This is a genomic window from Trinickia dinghuensis, from assembly GCF_003367175.1.
Classification (GTDB): Bacteria; Pseudomonadota; Gammaproteobacteria; order Burkholderiales; family Burkholderiaceae; genus Trinickia; species Trinickia dinghuensis.
The window spans coordinates 19,863-39,891 of sequence record NZ_QRGA01000024.1 but is presented as its reverse complement, the minus strand read 5'-3'; the positions used below and the strand labels follow the sequence as shown (position 1 = coordinate 39,891).

Here is a 20,029-nt window from a genome sequence, read left to right as displayed (position 1 = left end):
GGTAACGAGTCGCAGTGTTCGCGCTGCATGCCGTAGCACGATTGGTTCACGGTGGCTGGAACGTCAATAGGACGTATCTGCGAGTTCAACGAATGGTGGACACCTTGGGTGCCGCCTATCAAACGATAGCGGTGCCCGAGAAATTTCTAGAGGGCGAACATGAACATGAACGGAAATGCGGGGCATGCCCCGATGGGTGAAACGATGTCGAGCGCGCGAGGCGACAGCTCGAAGCGTGCGGTCGGCGAAGTCGACATCAACGCGCTTCGGTCTGGCTTACAGGCTTTCAGGCCCCCAAAGAGGTACACGGTGATTGAAGTCGTGCGCGAGCTGTTTCCCGTGCTCGAAGCGAAGCGAAACGAAGGGGCATCGTTTGAGCAGCTTGTCGAGCTGCTGAACAAAAATCGTCTGGAGATCGCTGCGCAAACGCTCAAGACGCAGATGTCAATTGTGCGGAGGGAATTGAAGGTCGCATTCGTAGAATGCCCAAGCTGTGGAACAAGGGTTAAGGAGTTAGCAACCAGTGGCAACAGTGACAGCGGAGGAGTGAAGGGATAGCGGCGGCATCGGCGGTGGGCGTGGCGGTGCTGCGTAGCGCCGCACGCTGCCGGGGTGCATGACATAGATGAGGCACCGTTACTAACTCTGATCTGGCAGGCGCTGCGTATCGTGAACGGGAGAGAGTCGCAAGTAGGCAAGCGACACCGCGTCGACGCGATGATGTGAAGAACCCGAAAACACTAAGTCGACCACTTCACCATGTATGTGATTACCCGGCATCAACGAAGAGATCACAGAACGGAATCCCGCCGATGACGAAGCGGGGATGTTGAAGTAATTCCGGTTCTTTTCCTATCCCCCATTAGGGAACAGTTCTTCTCTCTACGTTCCGTCACCAGAGTGACGGTGACATTGGCTTCGAGGTAGTGCCGACGACTGACACGTGAGCGTGAAGCGCTCGCACCGGAATGTCATGGCATCTGCCTCTTCGGGCTTGAGAGAGATCAAGAAACAGACGAGCTAAGCCAAATGAAGACGGTCGTAGAGAGACGAAGCAATACGGAGATTGCGAAACTGTTGCTCGACAAAGCAATCTACTCGGCGAAGGATCGTTTCGAGGAAGATCATGTGGGTGCAGTAGGAACAGTTTCGCGCGACGTGTCGCGTATCGCTGCATGCACGAAGGACATAATCGAATCGCAACGATCACTGTTCTCGGTCAAGCTCGCTGAGAACACGTTGCCGTGTCTGCCTAGGCGAGTAAAGCTGGTGCCGAAGTCTGTTGGCGACGACTTCCTTGCATGTTTGAAGATCGATTTGAAATACATCGTGCATGAGTATCCTATCGTTCGACTGAATCCTTTCGTCGATCTGTTTTATCGAATCGTATACCATGACGAAGACGGCGATGAAGCGGCTGGGTTGTTGTCAGCGTTCGAGATGCGCCGGCAGGCAAGCATGCGGCACGTTCTGACCGACGACGAGTTGAAGGCCTTGGCGGTGAGACTAGATGAAGCGGTGAAGACCATCCGGGATGAGGGGCGTGGCGATGCGTTTCGGAAGCTGCTCGGACGTTACTTGCGACCTGCTGTTGCGAACTACCGATCTTTGATCCGCCTCGTCCGCGCTTTACAAGCTAAGTATCACCACCTGTTGGTGATTCGGGTGGATCTGAGCTATCTGAAGGCGTGTAGCGCGTCGATTAGCTACGAGGATGTGCGTAGCCATCGGATTGCGTTTCGACGCTACATCAAGCGCTGCAAGCGGCTCGAAGGAGCGTACCTGGGCTGCGTACTGAAGCTCGAGTTCGGCGTCGAGAAGGGACTGCATTACCACGCGCTGGTGTTCGTGAACGGGGACGTGTTGCACGGTGACGTTGACATCGCGAGAGAACTTGGCGAGCACTGGAAAACGGAAATCACGAAATGCAAGGGTATCTACTTCAACTGCAATGCTCAGCGATACGACCAGCGTGGAATTGGTTCGGTGAGGTACCACGATGACAAGACGCGTCATAACCTCGAAACGAGGGTGGCGGCGTACATCGCAAAACCGGATTTCTACATTCATTCCGTGAAGCGCGACGAGGACCGTACGATCTGGCCAAGTCTTCGACCGAAGGATGAATCGGTAAGGCGGGGGCGGAAGCGTGGCAAGATTGACGCGACCGCGATATTGGCGAGCAAACCGCTGCCGTCAAAACAGAGGCGCCGACCGCGGTCAAGGGCAGCACGACGAGACGTTACGCTGCGCGCATGGAGCAATGCCATGGTGACGTATTAGCCATGGTCTCGCTCGTTGAATGGAGGAAGGAGTTGCACAGACGGCGCGGTGAGCCAAACAGCGCTCCTGCCCTCGACCGATCGCCTTGATTGGCGAGGTGGGTGTCAAGGCGTCAAATGGCCGGCCCGAACTGTGAAGCCAGCATGAAGCAAATCGAAATCGACTTCTAACCGGTACGCGTCCTTCTTCGCGGCCAACTCGGGTATCACGCCATGCCAGAAGAGTGTCGCCGGCCGATCGACAACTTCAGTGAGCCAGCAGGGCGCCTCGTCTTGCTTCACCGCCAGACGCAGAGGCACCATTGCCTCTCCAGCCGAGAACTTCTTTCTGCTCTTCACTAGGATCCACTGCTTCCATCTCTCTACAGTCGCGGCACCGAAAATGATCCGTCGGTCGGGAGCCAGCGAGTCCACGTCATCAGAAGCCCCACCTAAGAATCTGAAAGCACTTTTGTAGGTCAGCTCCTGATTGCCAATTGTCAGTGCTCGGTGGTCTCGTTCCTCCGGCGCAATCCGGATCCAGGCGTCAACGACTTCTTCCAGCGTGCCGGGGTGTAGCGCTGGAATATATCGCACTGCTCGGGATAGCTGCAGCAGTTCTTCTTTTGTAGGCGCGTGGGACTTTTGCTTTAACGCAGGCTGTGGCCCCAGCAGGTTGGGTATTGGCTTCTCCCTGACTTGCACAGGTTTGCGCTTCGGTGCACCGGGAATCGCGGAGGGCTCTGATGAAGGCGCCTCATCCGGACATCCGCTGACGTGTCTCGGGCGAGCCGCGAAATATGTATTCTTCTGCGTTCGAGTATGCACGTTCGTTAGGCAGATCTCATGCGGGCAATAGAAGACCCAGTCCGCGGTAGCCTTTACTTCACGTGCGTACTCCGCCGTGATCATCTTTTCAAGTTCCCAACACAACGCTTCGGTCATCAACTCGTCACGCATACTTTCCCCGTGTATCCCACGAAAACGTTCGTCGCCTCGCTGCAACTCGATTGTTAACGATAAACGGACTGATGTCGAACGACTGAAAGCGGCCGACTGCCGATTTATGCAGTCCGCATCGACGTCGTTCGTTGGCGGCACTCGGCGCCATCGCGTCGCGCTCTCTATGCGGCATCAATGTGCGCGGGGAAACCTTGTAAAATTTCCCGCTGCACGCTCTTTCGTGCAAGCGAATTGGCGCTGGCCTTGTGCTCGAAATCTATTCGTACGCGCGAGCAACCGTTATGCGACCGGTCACAGCTCCGAGTCCCTGTGCATGTGAAGCATGAACCACCGCTCCGGATACATGAAACATACAGAATTTTCTACCCTGTCCTCCCTGCTTGAGAGAAAAGTACAGCCGGATCCGGAAGCGGGTCCGGAGAGCGCTGCCGACGCATGCCTAGTCTCTGCCCAATATAGCGAAGCGCTTTCCGGATACTGCCAGCTTGACCTCACGAATGCGCGTGTCGCAACGAAGATGGCCTACTGCGAGTGGCTGACGGGGAACTACGACGAGGCGCGAACCCGGCTCTTTGAACTCGGAGACGATCTCGAGGAAGACGGTCTCGGCCTGTTATCTAATCTAATTGTCGTCGATTCCGACTATAAGCGGCGGCGCGCTGACATGGAGGCGATCTGGCCGCGGTTGCAGGCGGTGATCGCTGCCGACTCGGTACCGCTGATTGCCGCAGTCGCCCGGAGCCAAGGATTCTGGCCCACCGATTCTGAGAACAGGGAGCAACGCCGATGTGACGTTGAGCGCCTCCTCGAGCTTCACCCAGCCAATCAGTTTATCCGCCTCGCAGTCCTGCTTGAGAGGCAGATTGACGACGTCGACGCGGCCGAGCAATACGCATTGCTCAAAGCAATGCCGAACCGGTCACCGGCGCCTCGTTACATCTGGGAGGCTGCGAAGGTCGCGGCGAATGCAGGGCAACCGGCCGAGGCGCTCGAGTACCTGAACCAGCTTGAGGTACGCGAGCGCAGCAGTTTTGACCCATCGAGCAACCTTCTCTTTCACATCGAACTCGCGCGGTGCATTGTCGCGATCGAACAGAATGGGTCCGACGCGATGTCGGGATTCGATCGTCTGCTTGGTGACGCATCGTTGGACAGAGAGAATCGCGTGATCGCATGCCTGGCCGCGCTTGAGGCCGCCTGCCGAGTTGCCCCGGAGCGTGTGAGTGAACTTGGTGACCGCTATCTTGATGCGCGGTGGGCGCAAGGCTATGGGCCCGGCTTCGAGGCGTACGATCTCTCAAACGACACGGCGCCAATCGAGGGAGCCGGGTGGGATACCTGGGCACATGCTTGGTCATGCGGCGACGTACGGCCGCTTCTCACGAGGCTCGGTACCGCATCGCATGGGTGCGCCAGTCTTTTTTTTCGGGCCTGCCATGCAAACTTGAAAATAGACGAGCAGACCGATGCGGGCGTCGAGGTCGCAGATCTACCGACTTCGTTCTGGGATGGTCTCGCCGAAGTTCTCGGCGACATCGCGGGTTACGAAGCGGAGTTCAGCGGACGATTACTCTCCCTGCACACCGCCATTCGCGCTCATCGCGCGGATCCGGACTGGGCTACGATCGGGCGGCAATGGATCGCCTCGGAGTGGGCCAGCAATCAAGACAAGTACGCAGTGACTCACGGGGAACTGACAGTCGATCTGGCTTGCCGCGAAACCGAATCGATCCGGCGCTTCGCGGCTGGCGTCATAGACTGGCTCAAAGATACCCCGGTGCCCGCGCCAAGCGGCTACGACATAGTTGAAAGAGTCCTCGACGAACTGCGTTCGAGAGAGGTACGCAACGAGTTCTATCAGTTGATCGATATTGTCTCGCAGAGCGACAATCGGCCCGACGTCCAGTTCGATCTCGGACTAGGCGCCCAGTGGATGAAAAAAGATGCGACAGCTCGAGCCGCCTATCAGCGAACCCTAGCCAATCAGCCCGAAAACGGCTCCGCGATCTTCAACTCGCTTCTGCTCTGCAAAACGTCCGCCGACGCGCAATTTTTGGAGGAGATCGCCGGTTTTGTTTTGCAATTTCCGGCAAGCGCGTCGGAGCGCAAGGCACAGCTCGAAAGCGCGCTTGAAAGCGCTCGAAAACGGTGCGAAGACGTGGATGCGGCTAAACGGCGGATGATTCGCGAAGAACTGTCGCGCTACCCTGCGCTTGTGGAGGGTAGCATTGAACCAGCCGACATCTCGTTGCGTTCGGCGGTGGCGTTGCTTGCGCTCTTGAGATGTGCGAATGCCGAACCAGGCGACGACGATCTGCCGCCGTTCAAAGCGAGCGCGATCCCGTTCGCCCCGGTCGTAAGTTGTCGGCGCATCCTGTTTGATCTTCTGAAAACAGGGCTTGTCACCGTCCATCCGAAAACGAGCATTGACGCATTCGCCTTCAAGGACGGTGAGCTTACGGGATGGCGTTTCGACAGCATCAGGTGGCGCCTCTCGCCGTCGTGCGAGTTCCTAGTCGAACGTCTGCGCGCCCTGAACGGCACGATACCGAAGGCGTGGCGCGAGGAGGTTCAACCGCTCACGCTTGAAATCGCCCGCGGCGAGGTCGTCGAGTACCTCAATTTTCTCGCAGAGGAGCGCGGCTGGCCCGAGCCACGGGATACCGAAGAGGTGGCTGATCTGACCCGTGCGCTGGTCAATGAGCTGCCCGTTGCCCAAGCCTTCCATATGGCCTATCTCGGTGCGATGTCGGCCAGCGACTACAAGCAGAAGTATCCGGTCAGTGGTCAACAGGCGGCCGACATGCTCGTCAAGCGAACCGGGCAGCGCTTGGAATCTGTACGGGCCGGCCGGTTTCCAGCCAGAGAATTTGAAAGGCCGTGGAAAGTGGCTCGCTCGGCCATCAGTTTCGCGCTGTGGGGGACGATCCTGGACATGGGCGATGATGGGTTCACGCGACTCTTAGGAGACGTGGCTGGCAAGCTTTGACGCGGCCACTGCGGCTGGACCTGCGCGCCAGTGTACGCGGCTGGTGACGGGCAGATTGCCACAAAAGGGCGCCCGGCGTTCGCGCTATTCCCTTTTGCAGGCCGTTGCGACGCCTGCCCCGGGACCGGCCCGGTGGCGACGCGAAGGGCACAGCGTTGAACGATTCACTATGCTGAAAAAATGGCGAATTCGGCCGGGGGTGCGGTGGCGATCTTGTTGGTGCTGCTGTCCACCCCATCAGGGACGGGCATAGGGGAAACCACGATGCTTTACTGTACGTTCGATTGGTGCGGGACAGCCGCCTGGTGGTGCGCGGTCGGCGGGTTGCTGGTTGGCCTGGCCGCGGCCGGCGCCTGGGTCTGGTCGACCCGCGCGCCTTGGGACCCGCTCGGCGGGGATCCCCACGCCATCCTGTCACCGGACCCTGACCTGCAGCAAGGACAACTGAATATGGCCGACTGGAATCAGGCCGCTGAGGCAGGCCGCCGTAACCGGATCGCCGCCGCGTTGACCGCTGGCGCCGTGGTGCTCAGCTCGGCCGCGTCGCTGTTGAGCCTCACGCCGCACTAACTTTTCGATCAAACATGAATCGCCGGTCGCCGGCGCCCAACACCAATGGACAATCCGATCAGCGCCTTGATGGCGCAGCGCCAGCGGCTCGAGCAGAAAGAGGCAGCGCTCCTGGCTCGCGTGGAGGTACTGACCGCCGATTTGACAGCCGCCGTTGGCGAACAACCGATCAGCGCGGTGAGCGACATCACGAACCTCGATCAATGGGGCGAGGACGACTTTGTCTACGGCAAACTTCACTTTGGCGGCGGCCGCCTGAGCGTTCTGTACCGCCATAGTGGGGACGACCAGGCAGACGCCTACCAAGGAGTCGCGCAGGAGGATCGATCGTGGCAGAGCGTCTCCCTCACTAAATGCGACGCGGTGTGGCGTGAAAAGGTGATGACCGACACCGTGCTGGCATCACTGTTTAAGTGTATCGGGGAGCGGTTGGGCGAACGGGAGGTGCGGATCGACGGTTCTCTGACCGCAGTGCAGATGGTCCTCGAAGCCGAGTCGGCCTCGATCGACGCGGAGATGACCGGGAGCCTAGCCGGTTTCGGAGGCGAGGCGATGGAACGGAAGTGGGCCGATCTGCTCAAGGCGATGCTGCTCGATCCGGCCGACGGCCTCACGCGCAGTTACGCTTTCCTCGAGGAGCTTTGCGCGCTGATCCTGCACGAGCGCGGAATCAAAGTCGGGAGTGAGAAAACCCTCACGACGCGCCTGAGGGCATGCGTCGATGCGCTGGGCCGCGATGAAACCGCCGAGGCCAAGGAAGCGGTGATGCAAGTCATGCACGGTATCCGAACAATCGGCAACGGTGTTGGCCAACTTCGCAACCGCTTCAGCACTGCGCATGCGGCGACGCCCGGCTCGGCAGCACCCGATGCCGCATATGCTGTGCTCATGAAGAACGCGACCGCAGCGGCGGCGATTTTCCTGCTGAATCGCCACCGGGCGCGCCCGCCGACGCCTCGCGAGGCGGACGCGGCGCCAGTGACGGACGATCAAAGTCCGGTGCCAGCGTCCTGAGCAGCGACGTCGGTGAGCGCAACGCTTCCGGGCGAGGCGAGCCGCGGGCGGCACACTGTTGTTCGGCGCTTCAATCCATCCATCACCGGAGCCGTCTATGAGCGTCACCGTCGAAAAACGCGCCATGAGCGCTTCTGGGTTCGTCGGGCCAATTGTCGGCGGTATGGCCAATTCAGCTAAATCGGATTAGGGCGTTCCAGCGTGGTCTAGTGGGCTCTGCCGGTTCCGTGGACAGCCAGTTAAGTTTTTCGAGCTTGTTCAAACTCATAGGGGGTGACATATTCCAGCGTCGACTGCTAGCGAGCGAACCGGTGCGGGTGCGACGGACACTCCGGCAGAAGTGGCGAGACTCGTGTTAGCCACCGATCAACCCCTTGACCGCGCCCTCCACAAGCGACTTCGCGACCGACACGAGAAGATCGACCGTAAAGCCGCCCGCGGCCGACGCCACTTGCTTGGTCCTGTCCCAGACATCGGGGTCGCGTACCGATTCGAGAAAGTCGTGTCCCGCCCAGGTCAAGCTCTGAAAGCCAATGCCGGGCCCGAATCGCATGCCGAAGTTTTCTAGCCCGCCACCGTGAATGAAGCCGGCCTGTTCCAGCAGCAACAGGTGATAGTCGATCTGCTCTACGGTGTAGCCGTCGACTTGCACCGCAGGCTCGTGACCATCGATCGGTTTGATCTCGGTCAATGGAACAGACAGCGCCTCGAGCTTCAGCATCAGCTCGCGGATCAGGTCCATGTCACGCTTCATTCTGTAACCCCTATGGCAGTCATCCTTGAAACTTCTCGCCTCGGTAACCTGTATGCCCGTGGTCGCTTCTCGCGCCTCAGCGAGTCATCAGCATCACTTGCGTTGGCCAACGGTGGCCTGGCTGTGGTGTCACCGACAACAACTGACGGAAGTCCTCCAGGAACGCGACAGCGGTCCGCACGCTCCATTCGGCCACGGTGTGCCCAATGACGCCATCAGGGATATAGGAATTGTCCGAGCTGGACATCGGGTCGTGGTCAGGGAGAACCGCCCGCAACCGCTGCTCAAGGTCAGTCCGCGCCCGTTGCTCACCTTGCCCATCCACCGTGCGGATCGCCAACTTGTAGTGTGCGAGCACGTTACGCAGCATGATCAGCGTCTGCATCGCCTTGACCGACTCCGTCTTGAAGTCGAGTCGGGGCAGGCAAAGCTCGCGCAGGACCCGGGCGTACTTGCTGAGGGACGGCTGCAATTGGAAATCGTCCGTCTGCTTTCGGCGGCGCCGCCCGTGCTCGCGCTTAGGCGGGCGCTGGCGCCATACTCGCGCCAACTTTTCGGCGCGCGATGAGCTCAAACCAAACAGGTTGCGTCCACCGGCGGCCTCGCAATCCGCAAACAGCTCGTTCACGAAGGCTTCCACGCCCAGCGCACTCATAATGATCGCTGCGCTCGCGCAGGCGTGGTGTTCGTCTCGCTCCACCACGCCAAACCCGCGTTCCCGAACCGCCGGATCGATTTCGATCTCATATGCCTTCTTCGCCAGCAGCGCGGCGCTGGTCAGATAGGACGTCGAGAGGTAGGTCCGCAAGAGAAGGGGCCAGTCGCCGTCCGGGTCGCCCGGCGATTCCTGAAAGGTCATCACGGTGTTCAAGCATTACTCCTAGAGAGGGGGGAAGGAACAGCGACAGGCTCCGATGTCGAGCGTGAGGCGCCGGCGGGTGGCCCGACACACATGTATCAACGGCCTCGGCGGTGAATTATTGAGGGCCTGAGGCGGTCGCCTAGCTCCAACATACCAAACCGTACACCTGATAAAAGAAAACAGGCGAAAGCCGTCGTGCGGGCCTTCGCCTGTTCGTGTTGGGGGGGCGCGACACTGAAATATCAGGGGAGAATCAGGAGGTGCGGGTCGATTGGGTTGTCCGGTTCGTCGTGCTCATTGACAAAGGCGACGATTTTGTCTTCGACTACTGAAAGACATTGCACAGGCCGGTAGAACCCAGGCATGGTTTGGGTCGTGCGCTTGAACAAGCCGGTTTCGACAAGAGCGTCGACAACGGCCGTTGTCGCCTGCATCGTATCTCGATAGGGCGACCCCTCCGGAAGGCAGCAACGCCGCAACATCGCGTCAAGGCCGTTTATGGGGCCGACGGTTTTGTCCTCATCGTCGCGCTTGGCCTCGAAGTCGGCCAGTTTTTGCGTTTTTTTGGCGATCGGCACGACCGGCACGACCGGGAGTACCGTATCCTTTGTGCCGCGACGGCACAACGCGTAAGCGAACGCGTGAACGTCGATCTTCGCGTCCGGACCGCCATGCGGCAGCTTAATGAACAGCTTGTCCGCACTCAGCAGCGACTCGGGTACAGGATCGGACACGGGCACCGCGTTAGTCGTGCCGACGCGCACGTAGTCGCGCTCGAATTCGTCGACTGGAATTATGACGTGTGTGCGGGTACCATCGCTCGCGTTGGCATATTGAATCGGGGGCATCATTGCTCCGTTTCGGGTTGCGTTACCCTGAAAAATACCCTAAAACTACCCCGAAATGCAAATGCAATGGGATTATCGGTGTCGCCAACCCGATAGCTAATGCCCTGGTCGCAGCACGATCGGCAAAAAAAGCCTCCAAGCGGCGGTACAAACTTCGCGCGGGTGCGCGATGACGAGGCATCAGTATGTCCGCGCCCTGGTGGGCGAGCACGTCAAGCGCGGCGCTCAATGTCGACGAGATCGTATCGGATTCGATGAACAAGATGCCATCGCTGCGAACACAAACGCACGACGACATCGTGATCGAGAAGGAAGCACCGGCGACCAGCCGCGATGCGCAAGTCGCTCTTTGGGATCCCGTAGATTCGGCAATGGTTAGGAGAAATCGGTTCGGGGTGAACTATCTGGCCCTATTGCATGCCCATGGCGTGGATGGTAGTCTGTGTCCACTAGGAATTCATGGCTTGTTTTGTGCAAGCCCATTTAATGCCCGCCACGCGGGCGCGGTGGCTTCACTCGCCACTGTTTGAAACTAAAGTCGGGCCCAAAGCCCAAGTTGCGCCTTGAATTTTTGAGGGCGTGGAACGCTCTGCGTCTAAGTAGAGCTGTCGTCGCCGTGTTCTACGGCTGACGCAAATTCTGAATTGTGACGAGTTGCGTCTAGGCAATCCCAGTTCTTGTGCGTGCTGTTTTTGCACTGCGGGTAGCCCAGCGGGACGCATCTCTTTGAAACGCTGGAGCAAATGCTTCAGCCCTTTCATACCGTTTTAGTCATGAAAGCGATGGGAAACACAGCTCCTGCCTCCGGCTGGGCGAGCTGCCTGCCGCTTTTCCCTCCCACAGTACTTGAGGATCTCAGCCATGAGCAGGCTTCTGTGCCTCGGCGCGCTGGCCTTGCTGCTGATCTTGTTCAGTCAGCCGGCGTTGTAAATGTAATGAGCGGTGCGTACTCCTTCAAAGAAAAGGAGGCGCACCGCCAAGCTCATGGTGAGCCCGGAGAAAGGACTTTGTCAGATCTCGGTTGTAAGCCAGCTCGCTCACCGATTCATTGTTCCAAAAAAGAATTTCAGTATCGGAAGTGGGATGCGCCGGAAGGCGCATCCCACTATGCTGCTTCAGATTCGACGCGTTAGTTCGGCTCTTTGCCTACCTTGCACCATGATTTCCATTCACCGAGTTGGTCGGTCGTGACGACTGCGTCATCTCCGTTTTCGTGCCGGTACGCTGCGGTCCACGCTTTGACGCAACCATCAGATGTGGGCTTCTCGATGGAAACTGCCGGGCTAGGCATCTCGGCGTCTGGCGCTGAGGGATGCTTGCCTGCTCGACATGACGCTTCCCACTTCTGCGTCAATTCTGGCGCGGGAAACGCTGGATGGCTCGGTACAGCCCGATAGGCATCCTCCCATTCGTTCACGCATGAACCGACATCCGAACCGTCTGCTCCGACTTCCACGCCATTCGAATACGTTTTGTCCGCGATAAGCGGTCCGCTCGGATCCCATTCCTTGTAAGGCCCGTTGAGCTTGCCGTTCACATAGGTCGCCCTGAGGGTGACCTGCTTGCCATCCGGGGCATAGTGGACGACTTCCCCCTCATATTTCCCATCGACGAACGTTGCCCGCTTGACCAGTGCACCTGTGTTGGCGTCGAACGCTTCTTCGGTACCCGCCGCGACACCCTTGCTCCAGGGGAATGTGTGGATGAGTTTGTGATCGGTCCAGCTGTACACCTTTTCCGTACCGTCGGGCTGGCCGTTGCTGAATGTCGCCTCTAACAGCGGACCATCGCTTTGACCGCCGGAGAGCTTGAGCGAACCGTCGAGCGCGCCATGCTTAAACGATGTTGCGATCCGGACAACGTCCGACTGCGGTGCTTTGCAGACTGCCGGACCGTTAGGGAGGCCGCCTTCGATCTGCACGTCACACAATGCACCGGAGAGCAGCGTTTCGGCGCCGGCCCTGCCAAGGAACGACTGCACGTTGCGTTCGGTAGCAGGCACACCGTCAGCGAGGGCAATGCTCGCGAGTTTACCGACCATCTGAAACCCGGCTTGCTGAATCAGCAGCGAGCGATCGGGGACGTTCGTTAGCTTCCCGGAAAACGGCTCGTTGGCGCTCCCGTCGTAGACTTTGCCGTTCACCATCTGAGCGTTTCGATAGTCGAGCACTTCGCCTTTGCATCCGGCGAGAACTACAGCCGCAATCGCGATGGCGGTGAGCGCCGCGCCGCGGCGTTGAGCATGGGTATTTTTCACGAGCTTGGGAGGAAGATCGAATTGATCGAGTAGCAGCAGTGCATGTCGATGCGCGGGAGACGACCGTCAAACGCGGGCGAAAAAGGCCGACCGGCGAACCGATCGGCAAGGATGCTCCGGCTTGATCCGAGGGCTATGCCGGAGCACGAGAGCGATTTCGATTATGTGAACCAGCGTTGCGCCGGCCGTTAAAGCGAAGCGGTTCGGGAAGCCTCATGGAAGCGGGCCGGACCGTTCGAGTTGGAATCGAGCGCGGCGTGCAACAAGCCGATTCGATTAGTTTCCGTACTGCCAAGTGTTGATGTAGAAGTCGCCGTCGACCTGCTCGAGTAAGGCGATCAAGCGACGCGAATCACTGGACAAGGGGTTTTCCGTCAAGAGATTCGTGTTCGTCGCCGAATAGTTCGTGCCGCTTTGACTGATGGTTGGACTACTGTTGAAGTCATAGCCCAACGTCGCAACGGAATTTGGCGCTTGAGTTACCTCGCCCGTCAGGATCGTCGTCGGCGTGATCGGATTGAGTGCCGGTTCCGTCCAGTCGAGCGAGAGGCTCGTCACTCCCGAGCCTGTAGCCGAACCACCTACCGTCAGGAAGTTGCTGACGACGTCGTTGCCCAGCGTTTGCCATGAGGCTTGAGCCCCAGCTTGCGGAGCTTGAATCGCGGCGATGTTGACTACGGTCTGAGGCGTGCCGATCTGTTGTTGACTCGGGTTGTACAGCGTTACTGTGTACGCTCCGAACTGTTGGATGGTGCTTGGATCGCCGGACTGCGATGCATAGTCGGAGGTGCTCGGTACCGTCACACTGCTACCCGAGATCGGTGTCCAGGCCCACTTGTATTCCGAGCTCGTGCCCTCGGACATCGTGCATGTCGTGCTTACCGGGAGGCCGGGGCAATACATCGGAACCGTGCGCGCCGTTGCCGGGAATGTCAGATAGGCATCGTGACCGCTCAGCACCAGCCAAACCCCGTTCGCCGGCAAGCCGGGCCCGGTCACCAGCGCGGAGCCAACGACCGTCGAGCTGCCGTTTACCGTCACGGTAGTCGGGATCAGGAAACGCAGCCCCGATTCGTAGCGGTTATTCGCTGCGTCCGCCTGATCGACATATTGCAAGCGCCCCACGAACGAGGCGATGTAGAGGTCGTATTGCTCCTGGTTGCCAATCAACTGCCACCCATTTGCCGTTTGCTCCACGAAATCCGAAACAAAGCCCGGTTGACCCGATGCGTTCGTGTACAGCATGTAGACGAGCGCGACGGGTCCCGTGGTGTTCGGGATCGTGCCGGCGGGTAGCATCGCCAACGTCTTGATGCCGGTTAGCTTCACTCCCGCAACATACGGTTGGGGGTGACGTGCTTGTGGTGTCGAAAAGCCTTGGTTCAGATAGTTGGCGTCGATCGCGCGCGTACACGCGGCGTCGCTCGTGATGGTCGCTCCACCCTGCACGTCGGTCATGCACTGGCTGATCGAGGCTTGGAAGCTCGCCAGGTAGTTGGCCGGTTGCGAGGGCGCAGATAAGGTAGTCGATACCGACGTCGAGCTATTGAGCTGGATGGCAGTGTTCGGATCGGCGAGGCTCGTGATCTGAAGACCCGTTCCCTTGGTCGAGGCCGTCACCGAAACGGAATCGATAACGGCGTCAAGGCCAGTTTGGTTCGCCGTGAAGGCGGTCGCGATCGGATCGAGGGTACTTGCCACGTTGTTCGCACCGAGGATCGGACCCAATGCTTGGTCGAGCACCTTCTCTGCGTTCGAGACATTGGCGGTCGTGACGGTCGAATGACTCGTCAGCAGATCTGCCGGATCACCTGAGGCGGTCAAGAGTGCCGCGACTGCCGTAGTGAGCGGCGTGACGTTGGCAGTTAGCGACGTGCCGCTCGATGTGAGTGTCGGCACGACCGAATAGAGCAGACTGGACGCCCCTGAGGGATCTTGCGCTTCCAGCACTAGCGGTGCCGTTAGCCCTTGCACCGAAACGGTATAGCTGCCGTCCGTGTTGGACGTGCCGGTGGCCGTCTTGCCATTGGCATCGATGACGGTCACGGTTGCGCCGGCAAGTGCCGTACCGATTGCAACAGTGCCGCCAACGGAGGTCGCCGCTTGCTGCGCGGGTTGTGAAGTCGTGGATGAGGTGCCGCCGCCGCCGCAGGCAGCCAGCGAGAGCGCCAGAGATGCGGCGAGCGCAAGTTTCCTCAATTGTGCATTACGAATCGGTTTCAATTTTCAAGTCCTCTTCTTCAATGATTGCCCCTCGGGGGCGTCTTATGCCTCGCAAGCGTGTTGGGCGCCTAATTCCGCTTGCTCCACTTCATTGCTAACCCTTGCCATGGCATACCGCGGGTGCGCACTGGCTATGGGCTCCGAAAGTTATATCGGCATATCTCTTAAAAAGTTGAATATCAACCCTAAAAGTCCTTCATATCAAAGGGATGGTGCTCAACCATTCCGGTTGACCGGGAGGGACCATGCCGAAATCGGGCACAGAAAATCTCGCCGTGGCGGTGGGGCGAGCCATTGCGAAGCAGCGCACTACGAGTGGATTGACGCAGGAACAAGTGGCGGAACGTCTGGGCATTGGCCTGGAGGCCGTGTCACGGATGGAACGAGGGACCGTTATCCCCACAGTACTGCGCCTCTTCGAGTTGGCGGACATCTTCGCCTGCGATGCGGCAGACCTTCTAACTGAGGCCAGCAGCCGATCGAGCGACCAGGCAAATCACCTAGATCGGTTAATGTCACGGCTTTCTACAGCTGATCGAACGATGTTGCTGGAGGTCTTCGAGCGCCTGTCAACGCGTTTAACCCGCCGCCAAGCGGATACGGTCCGTCGCTAACGGCCGTGTAGTGTGTCGCTCAAGGACCGCTCCAGCTTAGAATCCTCAGCCGGCAATAAAACGACAGTCGCTGACCGCCCACCGGTTGTTTGGATCCAGATTTTTTGCCCGCTTGACAGGACGTAACTCGACAGCAGGTAGTCTCCGGTCACGTTAGCCTTTTCGTTGCGCTGCCAGTCCTCGTCGCTCAGTCTGCCCCAGTCACCGCGCATGTGGCGAATGAGGAAATGGACGAGCGGGACTCGGACGGCGCTCAGTGCATTGAGCACGCCCAAGGAGACAAAGACGCAGCCAGGTTGTACGCGCGTTTGCATGCGGATCTTGGATGGGAGACGGTCGGCCGCCATTTCAATAGTCCCCCGATAACAAGAATGTGGTGGCTGAGCGGTCCGCTTCCGTGACGAGCCATACCGTTTGACGGTTCGCTAGGACGTAGCTCGATACGATGCGCTGTCCGGCAACGATTGCTTGTTCGTTCTGTTGGCGATCGGAATCGGACAGATCACCCCAGTCGCCGCGCAGGTGCTTAATCAGTAGGTCAACGATCGAAACGCGGGCATCGGCGATGACTTCCAGGGCGCCGGGCGTGGCAAGAATGCGGCCGAGCTTGAAGCGCGGACCAGTGTGATGGGTCGAAGGAACATTCAAGATAAATTTCTCCTGGAAACGGTCGAGCACTAGCCTCCGGTCCTGCCGGATGCGTGAGCGTTGAAACCAATCGGGAAAAGGGCGAGACGGGATGGGGTCCGTCTGCGGCGTTTGCCGCGTCAGAAGGCCGCGAGCTACCGAGTTTCCGCGGCGAGTGCGTTCGGGTAGTGCCTCGCGAGAATGAGGTTCATGCGCTCAACCAGATCGGCCCGCGCGAACGTCAGATGCCCGTTGCCGTTCTTGAACCACCGTAAATGAAAGTAGGCGTGTTCAGCTTCGCTGTGCCGTGCTTGTCGCGCGTCCGAGACGAGGGCATAGGTCCCAAGCCGGTGATCCGGCTCGGACTTGCCGTCGAGTATGCAGAACGCGCGCACGAGGTCGTCCAGTTCGTCGGTGACGCGATGATTCGTGCAGCCGTCCGACAGCAGGCGTTTCACGATGATCCGTTTGCCGAACTTGAATGGACGATTGGTCTTGTAATCCCAGGACAAACGCCGGAAACACTGGATCACGCCGCGCTCGAACATATCCACGCGAGCGCCGTACAGTTGTGCGAACGTCGCTTCGATATTGGCTGCCGTCAGTTCGGGCACATCGCCTTCAGAAAGCTGTCGATCCCATTGCTCTCGGGCTTGGGCATCCATGAAGGTGCGCAAACCTGACTCGGAGAGCAGATAGCTCCAGCCGCGTACGTCGATGACGCGGACGATGGCACCCTCAGCCTCGTCGCGTTTTGCATACTCTCCGGTAACGGAGGGCCTGCCGCGACAGGCGTAAGCGTCGTCGAGTACGAGTCGAGGAAAACCGAGGTGAGCCGTCTTTGCGATTCGTTCGGCTTCGGCGAGGAGATCGAGCGCGGCGTGTACGCGCTCGACGACAGCGACGCGCTGGTTGGCGAGATTGACAATGCTGACGCTCTTGACGACGTCGGTCGTTGTATCCATGGCTTTCCGTATGGCAGATGGTTGAAGAAGAAACGCCGGGCGCGAGGCCCAGCGTCTATGCCGCTGAGTGGTCCGCCGCGTGGCGTGCGCCGAGTTGGCGGCGCAGCGCGGTTGCCTTCGCCTGCGAGCAGCCGAGGTGGCGGCGAATGTCGGCGACGGTGGGGCGCACTTGCCCTGCAGTAACGTCTCGCATGAGTCGGGACAGGTCGTCATCGATGAGGCCGATGTCCGGTAACGGCGAAAGCGGATCGTCGCGGGGGGCGCGACTGGGAGTCGTACCGTTGTGACTGAGCAATGCGCTTCCGAGACTCGTGGTCTCGTCGGCGTGACTTTCCGTGCTGACCGTGACTGCCGGTTGAGTCTCGGCGGGTAGGGCAGTCGAGGCAGCGACCGGCGCGACTGCTGTTAGCGTCGGCTCGCTCACGACTGGTACCGGGACTGGTAACGGCGTCTCCCCTAGTGCGAGTACCCACAGTAGGCAAGCCACCCCTTCCAGGACTGCGGCGAACATCAGTCCCGACAGCAGATCGACGCGCGCGGCAGTCGTGCCAAGTAAGGCCGCGAGTCGCGACGTGACCGGATCGGCGAGTAACGCGTCACGTTGGGCTGTGACTCGATCGTCCTGACCCTCACGACGCCGGATATCACCGGCTTCGGCGTTCAGCGCGTCGAGTCGCGCAGCAAGCGACGCGCGACGCGCTTGCAGGCTTGGGCAGTAGCCCACACAACGCCGAACGCCGGAGGAAGCGAGCTGCGTCTCTACTACCGCGCGTTCGGCCATGACGACCGTAAGACTGCGACCGGCTGGCAACGCTGGCTGCGCGACCGACGCGGCGCGCCGCTCCCCAGCGTGCATTTGCGCCAAGAGAAAGAACGTCGCGTGACCAAACACGGTAGCCCCCATGCAGCCTAGCCACAATCCCGTGGCGACGACCCGAAACCGTGGGGCCGCTGCGTGCGCGAGCGCCGGTAACAGATGAGCGGCCACGACGAGTACAACTCCGATCGCGACCCACACAAGCCGCTCCGGCAACGTGCCGCCTCGCTGCCATCCGGACAGGATGGAGAGCGTGACGGCCGTACCCGTGGCCGCAACCGCTAAGGCCAACGCCCAGCGCTGCGTCGTCATGCCGCCGCTCCCCCGAGCAGCACGGCCTGTCGCTCGAGCTTTTCGCGCAGCGTTGGCCGGGCGGGCGATCCGGGCTCGGTGGGCGGAGGTTCGCTGCTCGCTTTCGCCGGTTCCGATGACGGATAGAATTCCTCGGCCACCGCCGCCTGCTCTTCAGCGCTATCCTCGAACGCTCCATTGGCGAACCCAAGACGCGCGGCGGTGTCGAGCGCTGCCTGGTCGAACCCAGCGGACTTACGCCGGGCGTCGAGTTCGCGCGCCTGCGTCAGCGCCTCTTCCAATGTGCTGCCTACGCGCACTGAAAGGTCGACGTAGTAGATCGCCGAGCGGTAGCTCTGCGCCGTCGATTTGCCCCGCAGTTTCAATTCCAGCGGCAGGCAGGCGAGGAGGTTGCCGGACACCGCCGCGAAGTAATGCAAGCGCGCTGCGAGCGTGCGGATGGAATTGAACGAGGTCGTGCGAAAGACGAATGAGCCCATCTCGTCCTCGTCGCCGATGAGCACGTTCAACCGAGCATATGGCTTGCAACCCCCTTGCTGACCAAATGAGCATCCGTCGGGCGACGCGCAGGGCAGGTTTTCGATGCCGTCCCCCGCAACGCGACGGCACGTTTCGCCGTTGCCGACGCACATGGGCCGGCCGGTTTCGCGAGCGAACAGTGAATAGTCGGCCCGCAGGTTCAGATCCGGATCGTTGAAGAGCATTCGGACGGGAATAGCGCGTAGCTTGCCCGATGTGGCTTTGTGAAGCTGTTCGTTGAGTGGATGGAGCAGCCACTCGCCGCGTTGTTGAACTTGGGTCGTGAGGGTGAACTGATCGTCTTTTTCGGGCAGTCGCTTGCCTGCGCGTTCGACAATGCGCCCAATAGAAATCCGCCCGACGACGGGCGGGGTAATTGCTAGCCCCTTGAGCATGGTGGTCCTCAGGAAAGAAGAAGGTAAAAAAGCGGAAATCAGGAGGAAACGAGAAAGCGCCGCGAACCGTGCTTCGAATCGGCGTATTGCTGCTGCAACTCCGGGTGTTCGGCGAGTAACCGTCTCAGGTCGACAGTGGACGAATCGCGGCTGCGCTTGAACGAGACCGCACCGGTCTCGAACACTGCACGTGTTGCCTCGCCCATCGCCTGCTGAATCGTCTGCTTCAACTGGGCTTCGATTGCTTGGTGCGCTTCGATCTGCTCGCGTACAGCAACGAGGTCAGCGAACACCGACGAGAGTTGCCGGTCGTCTGTGAAATCGACCGTGCCCCCGTTGCCCGGATAGAGATGGCGCAGTGCTCGATCCGCAGATTCGGACCCGTCCGCCGGCGGTGGCGTGTCGGACTCAACGAATCGCCAGAAGCGCCTCTCGAGTTCAACGAGCCGGCCAATCAGTGCATCGTCGCGTTCGATCCGATACACCTCGAGCGCCTGCCCGCAGAGCAGTACGGCAACGTGTGCTGCCTGCTTGCCTGTCACGGCGAGCTGATGCTGTACTTGCAGTTCGACGTATTCGGGCACGCCTGCTCGCCACAGGCGCGCGCCGAACTCGCCCGCCGTCTTGCATTCCAGCAGTTGGACATCCCGGCAGCCCACCACTTCACGATCGACATTGGCGAGCATGAAGGGAATTGTCGGGTGACGTAGAACGGCGTTGACACGTCGAACACGATTGCCGGTTTGCTTGGTGTAGGACGCGGCAACGATGGGTTCGAGCAGCGTCCCCCAATAGGTGGGCGAAGTTGTGTCGCTTGGATCGGGGCACGGCATGCCTTCTCCGCGCCCGGTCTTATCGAGCCAAAGCTCCAAAGGGCTTTGATACGGATTGAGCCCCACAGCTGCAGCGGCATCCGATCCGCCAATGCCGGTGCGACGAACGGCCAGCCAGTCGTCGCGGCTCAATTCCTGCGTCTTGACGAGCTTGAGCGCCGGTCGGCGCGTACGTGGCCCGTCGGGTTGGACTGCACTCATAGTGC

Annotated in this window: 18 protein-coding genes; 7 read left to right on the top strand and 11 right to left on the bottom strand. The window is 59.9% G+C overall.

What is annotated here, in order from left to right:
- Positions 1-159: 159 nt before the first annotated feature.
- Together DWV00_RS31245 and DWV00_RS31240 are read left to right on the top strand one after the other, a co-directional pair.
- Positions 160-558, top strand: coding sequence for a hypothetical protein (locus DWV00_RS31245; protein ID WP_115537489.1), 399 nt, complete (start codon positions 160-162; stop codon positions 556-558).
- A gap of 471 nt (positions 559-1,029) precedes the next feature.
- A complete protein-coding gene (locus DWV00_RS31240) occupies positions 1,030-2,283 on the top strand; it encodes a YagK/YfjJ domain-containing protein (RefSeq protein WP_115537488.1) in 1,254 nt (417 codons plus the stop codon).
- A gap of 104 nt (positions 2,284-2,387) precedes the next feature.
- Here the strand turns inward: DWV00_RS31240 and DWV00_RS31235 are convergent, their stop codons facing one another.
- Positions 2,388-3,221, bottom strand: a complete 834-nt coding sequence (locus DWV00_RS31235; RefSeq protein WP_147298019.1) for a hypothetical protein — start codon at positions 3,219-3,221, stop codon at positions 2,388-2,390.
- Between the two features lie 346 nt (positions 3,222-3,567).
- Here DWV00_RS31235 and DWV00_RS31230 point away from each other — a divergent pair, with 346 nt between their 5' ends.
- The 3 genes from DWV00_RS31230 (at position 3,568) to DWV00_RS31220 (ending at position 7,797) form a co-directional block, all read left to right on the top strand.
- Positions 3,568-6,213 carry a hypothetical protein gene (locus tag DWV00_RS31230; RefSeq protein WP_147298018.1) on the top strand — a complete coding sequence of 882 codons (2,646 nt, stop codon included), beginning with the start codon at positions 3,568-3,570 and terminating at the stop codon, positions 6,211-6,213.
- A 180-nt stretch (positions 6,214-6,393) separates the two neighbouring features.
- A complete protein-coding gene (locus DWV00_RS31225) occupies positions 6,394-6,783 on the top strand; it encodes a hypothetical protein (protein ID WP_245965111.1) in 390 nt (129 codons plus the stop codon).
- Between the two features lie 45 nt (positions 6,784-6,828).
- Positions 6,829-7,797 (top strand): abortive infection family protein, encoded by a 969-nt coding sequence (locus DWV00_RS31220; RefSeq protein ID WP_115537485.1) that lies wholly within the window; start codon positions 6,829-6,831, stop codon positions 7,795-7,797.
- Positions 7,798-8,152: 355 nt separating this feature from the next.
- Here the strand turns inward: DWV00_RS31220 and DWV00_RS31215 are convergent, their stop codons facing one another.
- The 3 genes from DWV00_RS31215 to DWV00_RS31205 form a co-directional block, all read right to left on the bottom strand.
- Positions 8,153-8,551: a DUF2513 domain-containing protein gene (locus DWV00_RS31215; protein ID WP_115537484.1), complete on the bottom strand. Its 399-nt coding sequence runs from the start codon at positions 8,549-8,551 to the stop codon at positions 8,153-8,155.
- A 76-nt stretch (positions 8,552-8,627) separates the two neighbouring features.
- The gene (locus tag DWV00_RS31210; RefSeq protein ID WP_147298017.1) at positions 8,628-9,422 is read right to left on the bottom strand and encodes a hypothetical protein; all 795 of its coding nucleotides are present in this window, start codon (positions 9,420-9,422) and stop codon (positions 8,628-8,630) included.
- Positions 9,423-9,655: 233 nt separating this feature from the next.
- Entirely contained in the window at positions 9,656-10,264 is a 609-nt protein-coding gene (locus DWV00_RS31205) for a hypothetical protein (protein ID WP_115537482.1), read from the bottom strand.
- 182 nt (positions 10,265-10,446) lie between these two features.
- Between DWV00_RS31205 and DWV00_RS33825 the strand changes: the two genes are divergently transcribed.
- Entirely contained in the window at positions 10,447-10,791 is a 345-nt protein-coding gene (locus DWV00_RS33825) for a hypothetical protein (protein ID WP_147298016.1), read from the top strand.
- Positions 10,792-11,390: 599 nt separating this feature from the next.
- Here DWV00_RS33825 and DWV00_RS31200 read toward each other — a convergent pair.
- Together DWV00_RS31200 and DWV00_RS31195 are read right to left on the bottom strand one after the other, a co-directional pair.
- A complete protein-coding gene (locus DWV00_RS31200) occupies positions 11,391-12,518 on the bottom strand; it encodes a toxin-antitoxin system YwqK family antitoxin (protein WP_115537481.1) in 1,128 nt (375 codons plus the stop codon).
- 276 nt (positions 12,519-12,794) lie between these two features.
- Positions 12,795-14,741: a cell surface protein gene (locus DWV00_RS31195; protein WP_115537480.1), complete on the bottom strand. Its 1,947-nt coding sequence runs from the start codon at positions 14,739-14,741 to the stop codon at positions 12,795-12,797.
- 245 nt (positions 14,742-14,986) lie between these two features.
- On the opposite strand from DWV00_RS31195, the gene DWV00_RS31190 reads away from it, so the two are divergent.
- A complete protein-coding gene (locus DWV00_RS31190) occupies positions 14,987-15,355 on the top strand; it encodes a helix-turn-helix domain-containing protein (protein ID WP_115537479.1) in 369 nt (122 codons plus the stop codon).
- A gap of 348 nt (positions 15,356-15,703) precedes the next feature.
- Here the strand turns inward: DWV00_RS31190 and DWV00_RS31180 are convergent, their stop codons facing one another.
- From DWV00_RS31180 to DWV00_RS31160, 5 genes are all read right to left on the bottom strand, one after another.
- Positions 15,704-16,003: a hypothetical protein gene (locus tag DWV00_RS31180; RefSeq protein WP_115537519.1), complete on the bottom strand. Its 300-nt coding sequence runs from the start codon at positions 16,001-16,003 to the stop codon at positions 15,704-15,706.
- 134 nt (positions 16,004-16,137) lie between these two features.
- Positions 16,138-16,947 (bottom strand): DUF4942 domain-containing protein, encoded by an 810-nt coding sequence (locus tag DWV00_RS31175; protein ID WP_115537478.1) that lies wholly within the window; start codon positions 16,945-16,947, stop codon positions 16,138-16,140.
- 55 nt (positions 16,948-17,002) lie between these two features.
- A complete protein-coding gene (locus DWV00_RS31170) occupies positions 17,003-18,076 on the bottom strand; it encodes a hypothetical protein (RefSeq protein ID WP_115537477.1) in 1,074 nt (357 codons plus the stop codon).
- Positions 18,073-18,990: a recombination directionality factor gene (locus tag DWV00_RS31165; RefSeq protein WP_115537476.1), complete on the bottom strand. Its 918-nt coding sequence runs from the start codon at positions 18,988-18,990 to the stop codon at positions 18,073-18,075. Before DWV00_RS31165 ends, DWV00_RS31170 begins: the two co-directional genes overlap by 4 nt.
- Positions 18,991-19,028: 38 nt before the next feature.
- Positions 19,029-20,024: a YqaJ viral recombinase family nuclease gene (locus DWV00_RS31160; protein ID WP_115537475.1), complete on the bottom strand. Its 996-nt coding sequence runs from the start codon at positions 20,022-20,024 to the stop codon at positions 19,029-19,031.
- Positions 20,025-20,029: the final 5 nt, after the last annotated feature.

Excerpts from the sequence above, each read along its gene's own strand:
- DWV00_RS31245 (WP_115537489.1), top strand. The coding sequence starts at position 160 with ATGAACATGAACGGAAATGCGGGGCATGCCCCGATGGGTGAAACGATG.
- DWV00_RS31240 (WP_115537488.1), top strand. The coding sequence starts at position 1,030 with ATGAAGACGGTCGTAGAGAGACGAAGCAATACGGAGATTGCGAAACTG.
- DWV00_RS31235 (WP_147298019.1), bottom strand. The coding sequence starts at position 3,221 with ATGCGTGACGAGTTGATGACCGAAGCGTTGTGTTGGGAACTTGAAAAG.
- DWV00_RS31230 (WP_147298018.1), top strand. The coding sequence starts at position 3,568 with ATGAAACATACAGAATTTTCTACCCTGTCCTCCCTGCTTGAGAGAAAA.
- DWV00_RS31225 (WP_245965111.1), top strand. The coding sequence starts at position 6,394 with ATGGCGAATTCGGCCGGGGGTGCGGTGGCGATCTTGTTGGTGCTGCTG.
- DWV00_RS31220 (WP_115537485.1), top strand. The coding sequence starts at position 6,829 with ATGGACAATCCGATCAGCGCCTTGATGGCGCAGCGCCAGCGGCTCGAG.
- DWV00_RS31215 (WP_115537484.1), bottom strand. The coding sequence starts at position 8,551 with ATGAAGCGTGACATGGACCTGATCCGCGAGCTGATGCTGAAGCTCGAG.
- DWV00_RS31205 (WP_115537482.1), bottom strand. The coding sequence starts at position 10,264 with ATGATGCCCCCGATTCAATATGCCAACGCGAGCGATGGTACCCGCACA.
- DWV00_RS33825 (WP_147298016.1), top strand. The coding sequence starts at position 10,447 with ATGTCCGCGCCCTGGTGGGCGAGCACGTCAAGCGCGGCGCTCAATGTC.
- DWV00_RS31190 (WP_115537479.1), top strand. The coding sequence starts at position 14,987 with ATGCCGAAATCGGGCACAGAAAATCTCGCCGTGGCGGTGGGGCGAGCC.
- DWV00_RS31175 (WP_115537478.1), bottom strand. The coding sequence starts at position 16,947 with ATGGATACAACGACCGACGTCGTCAAGAGCGTCAGCATTGTCAATCTC.
- DWV00_RS31170 (WP_115537477.1), bottom strand. The coding sequence starts at position 18,076 with ATGACGACGCAGCGCTGGGCGTTGGCCTTAGCGGTTGCGGCCACGGGT.
- DWV00_RS31165 (WP_115537476.1), bottom strand. The coding sequence starts at position 18,990 with ATGCTCAAGGGGCTAGCAATTACCCCGCCCGTCGTCGGGCGGATTTCT.
- DWV00_RS31160 (WP_115537475.1), bottom strand. The coding sequence starts at position 20,024 with ATGAGTGCAGTCCAACCCGACGGGCCACGTACGCGCCGACCGGCGCTC.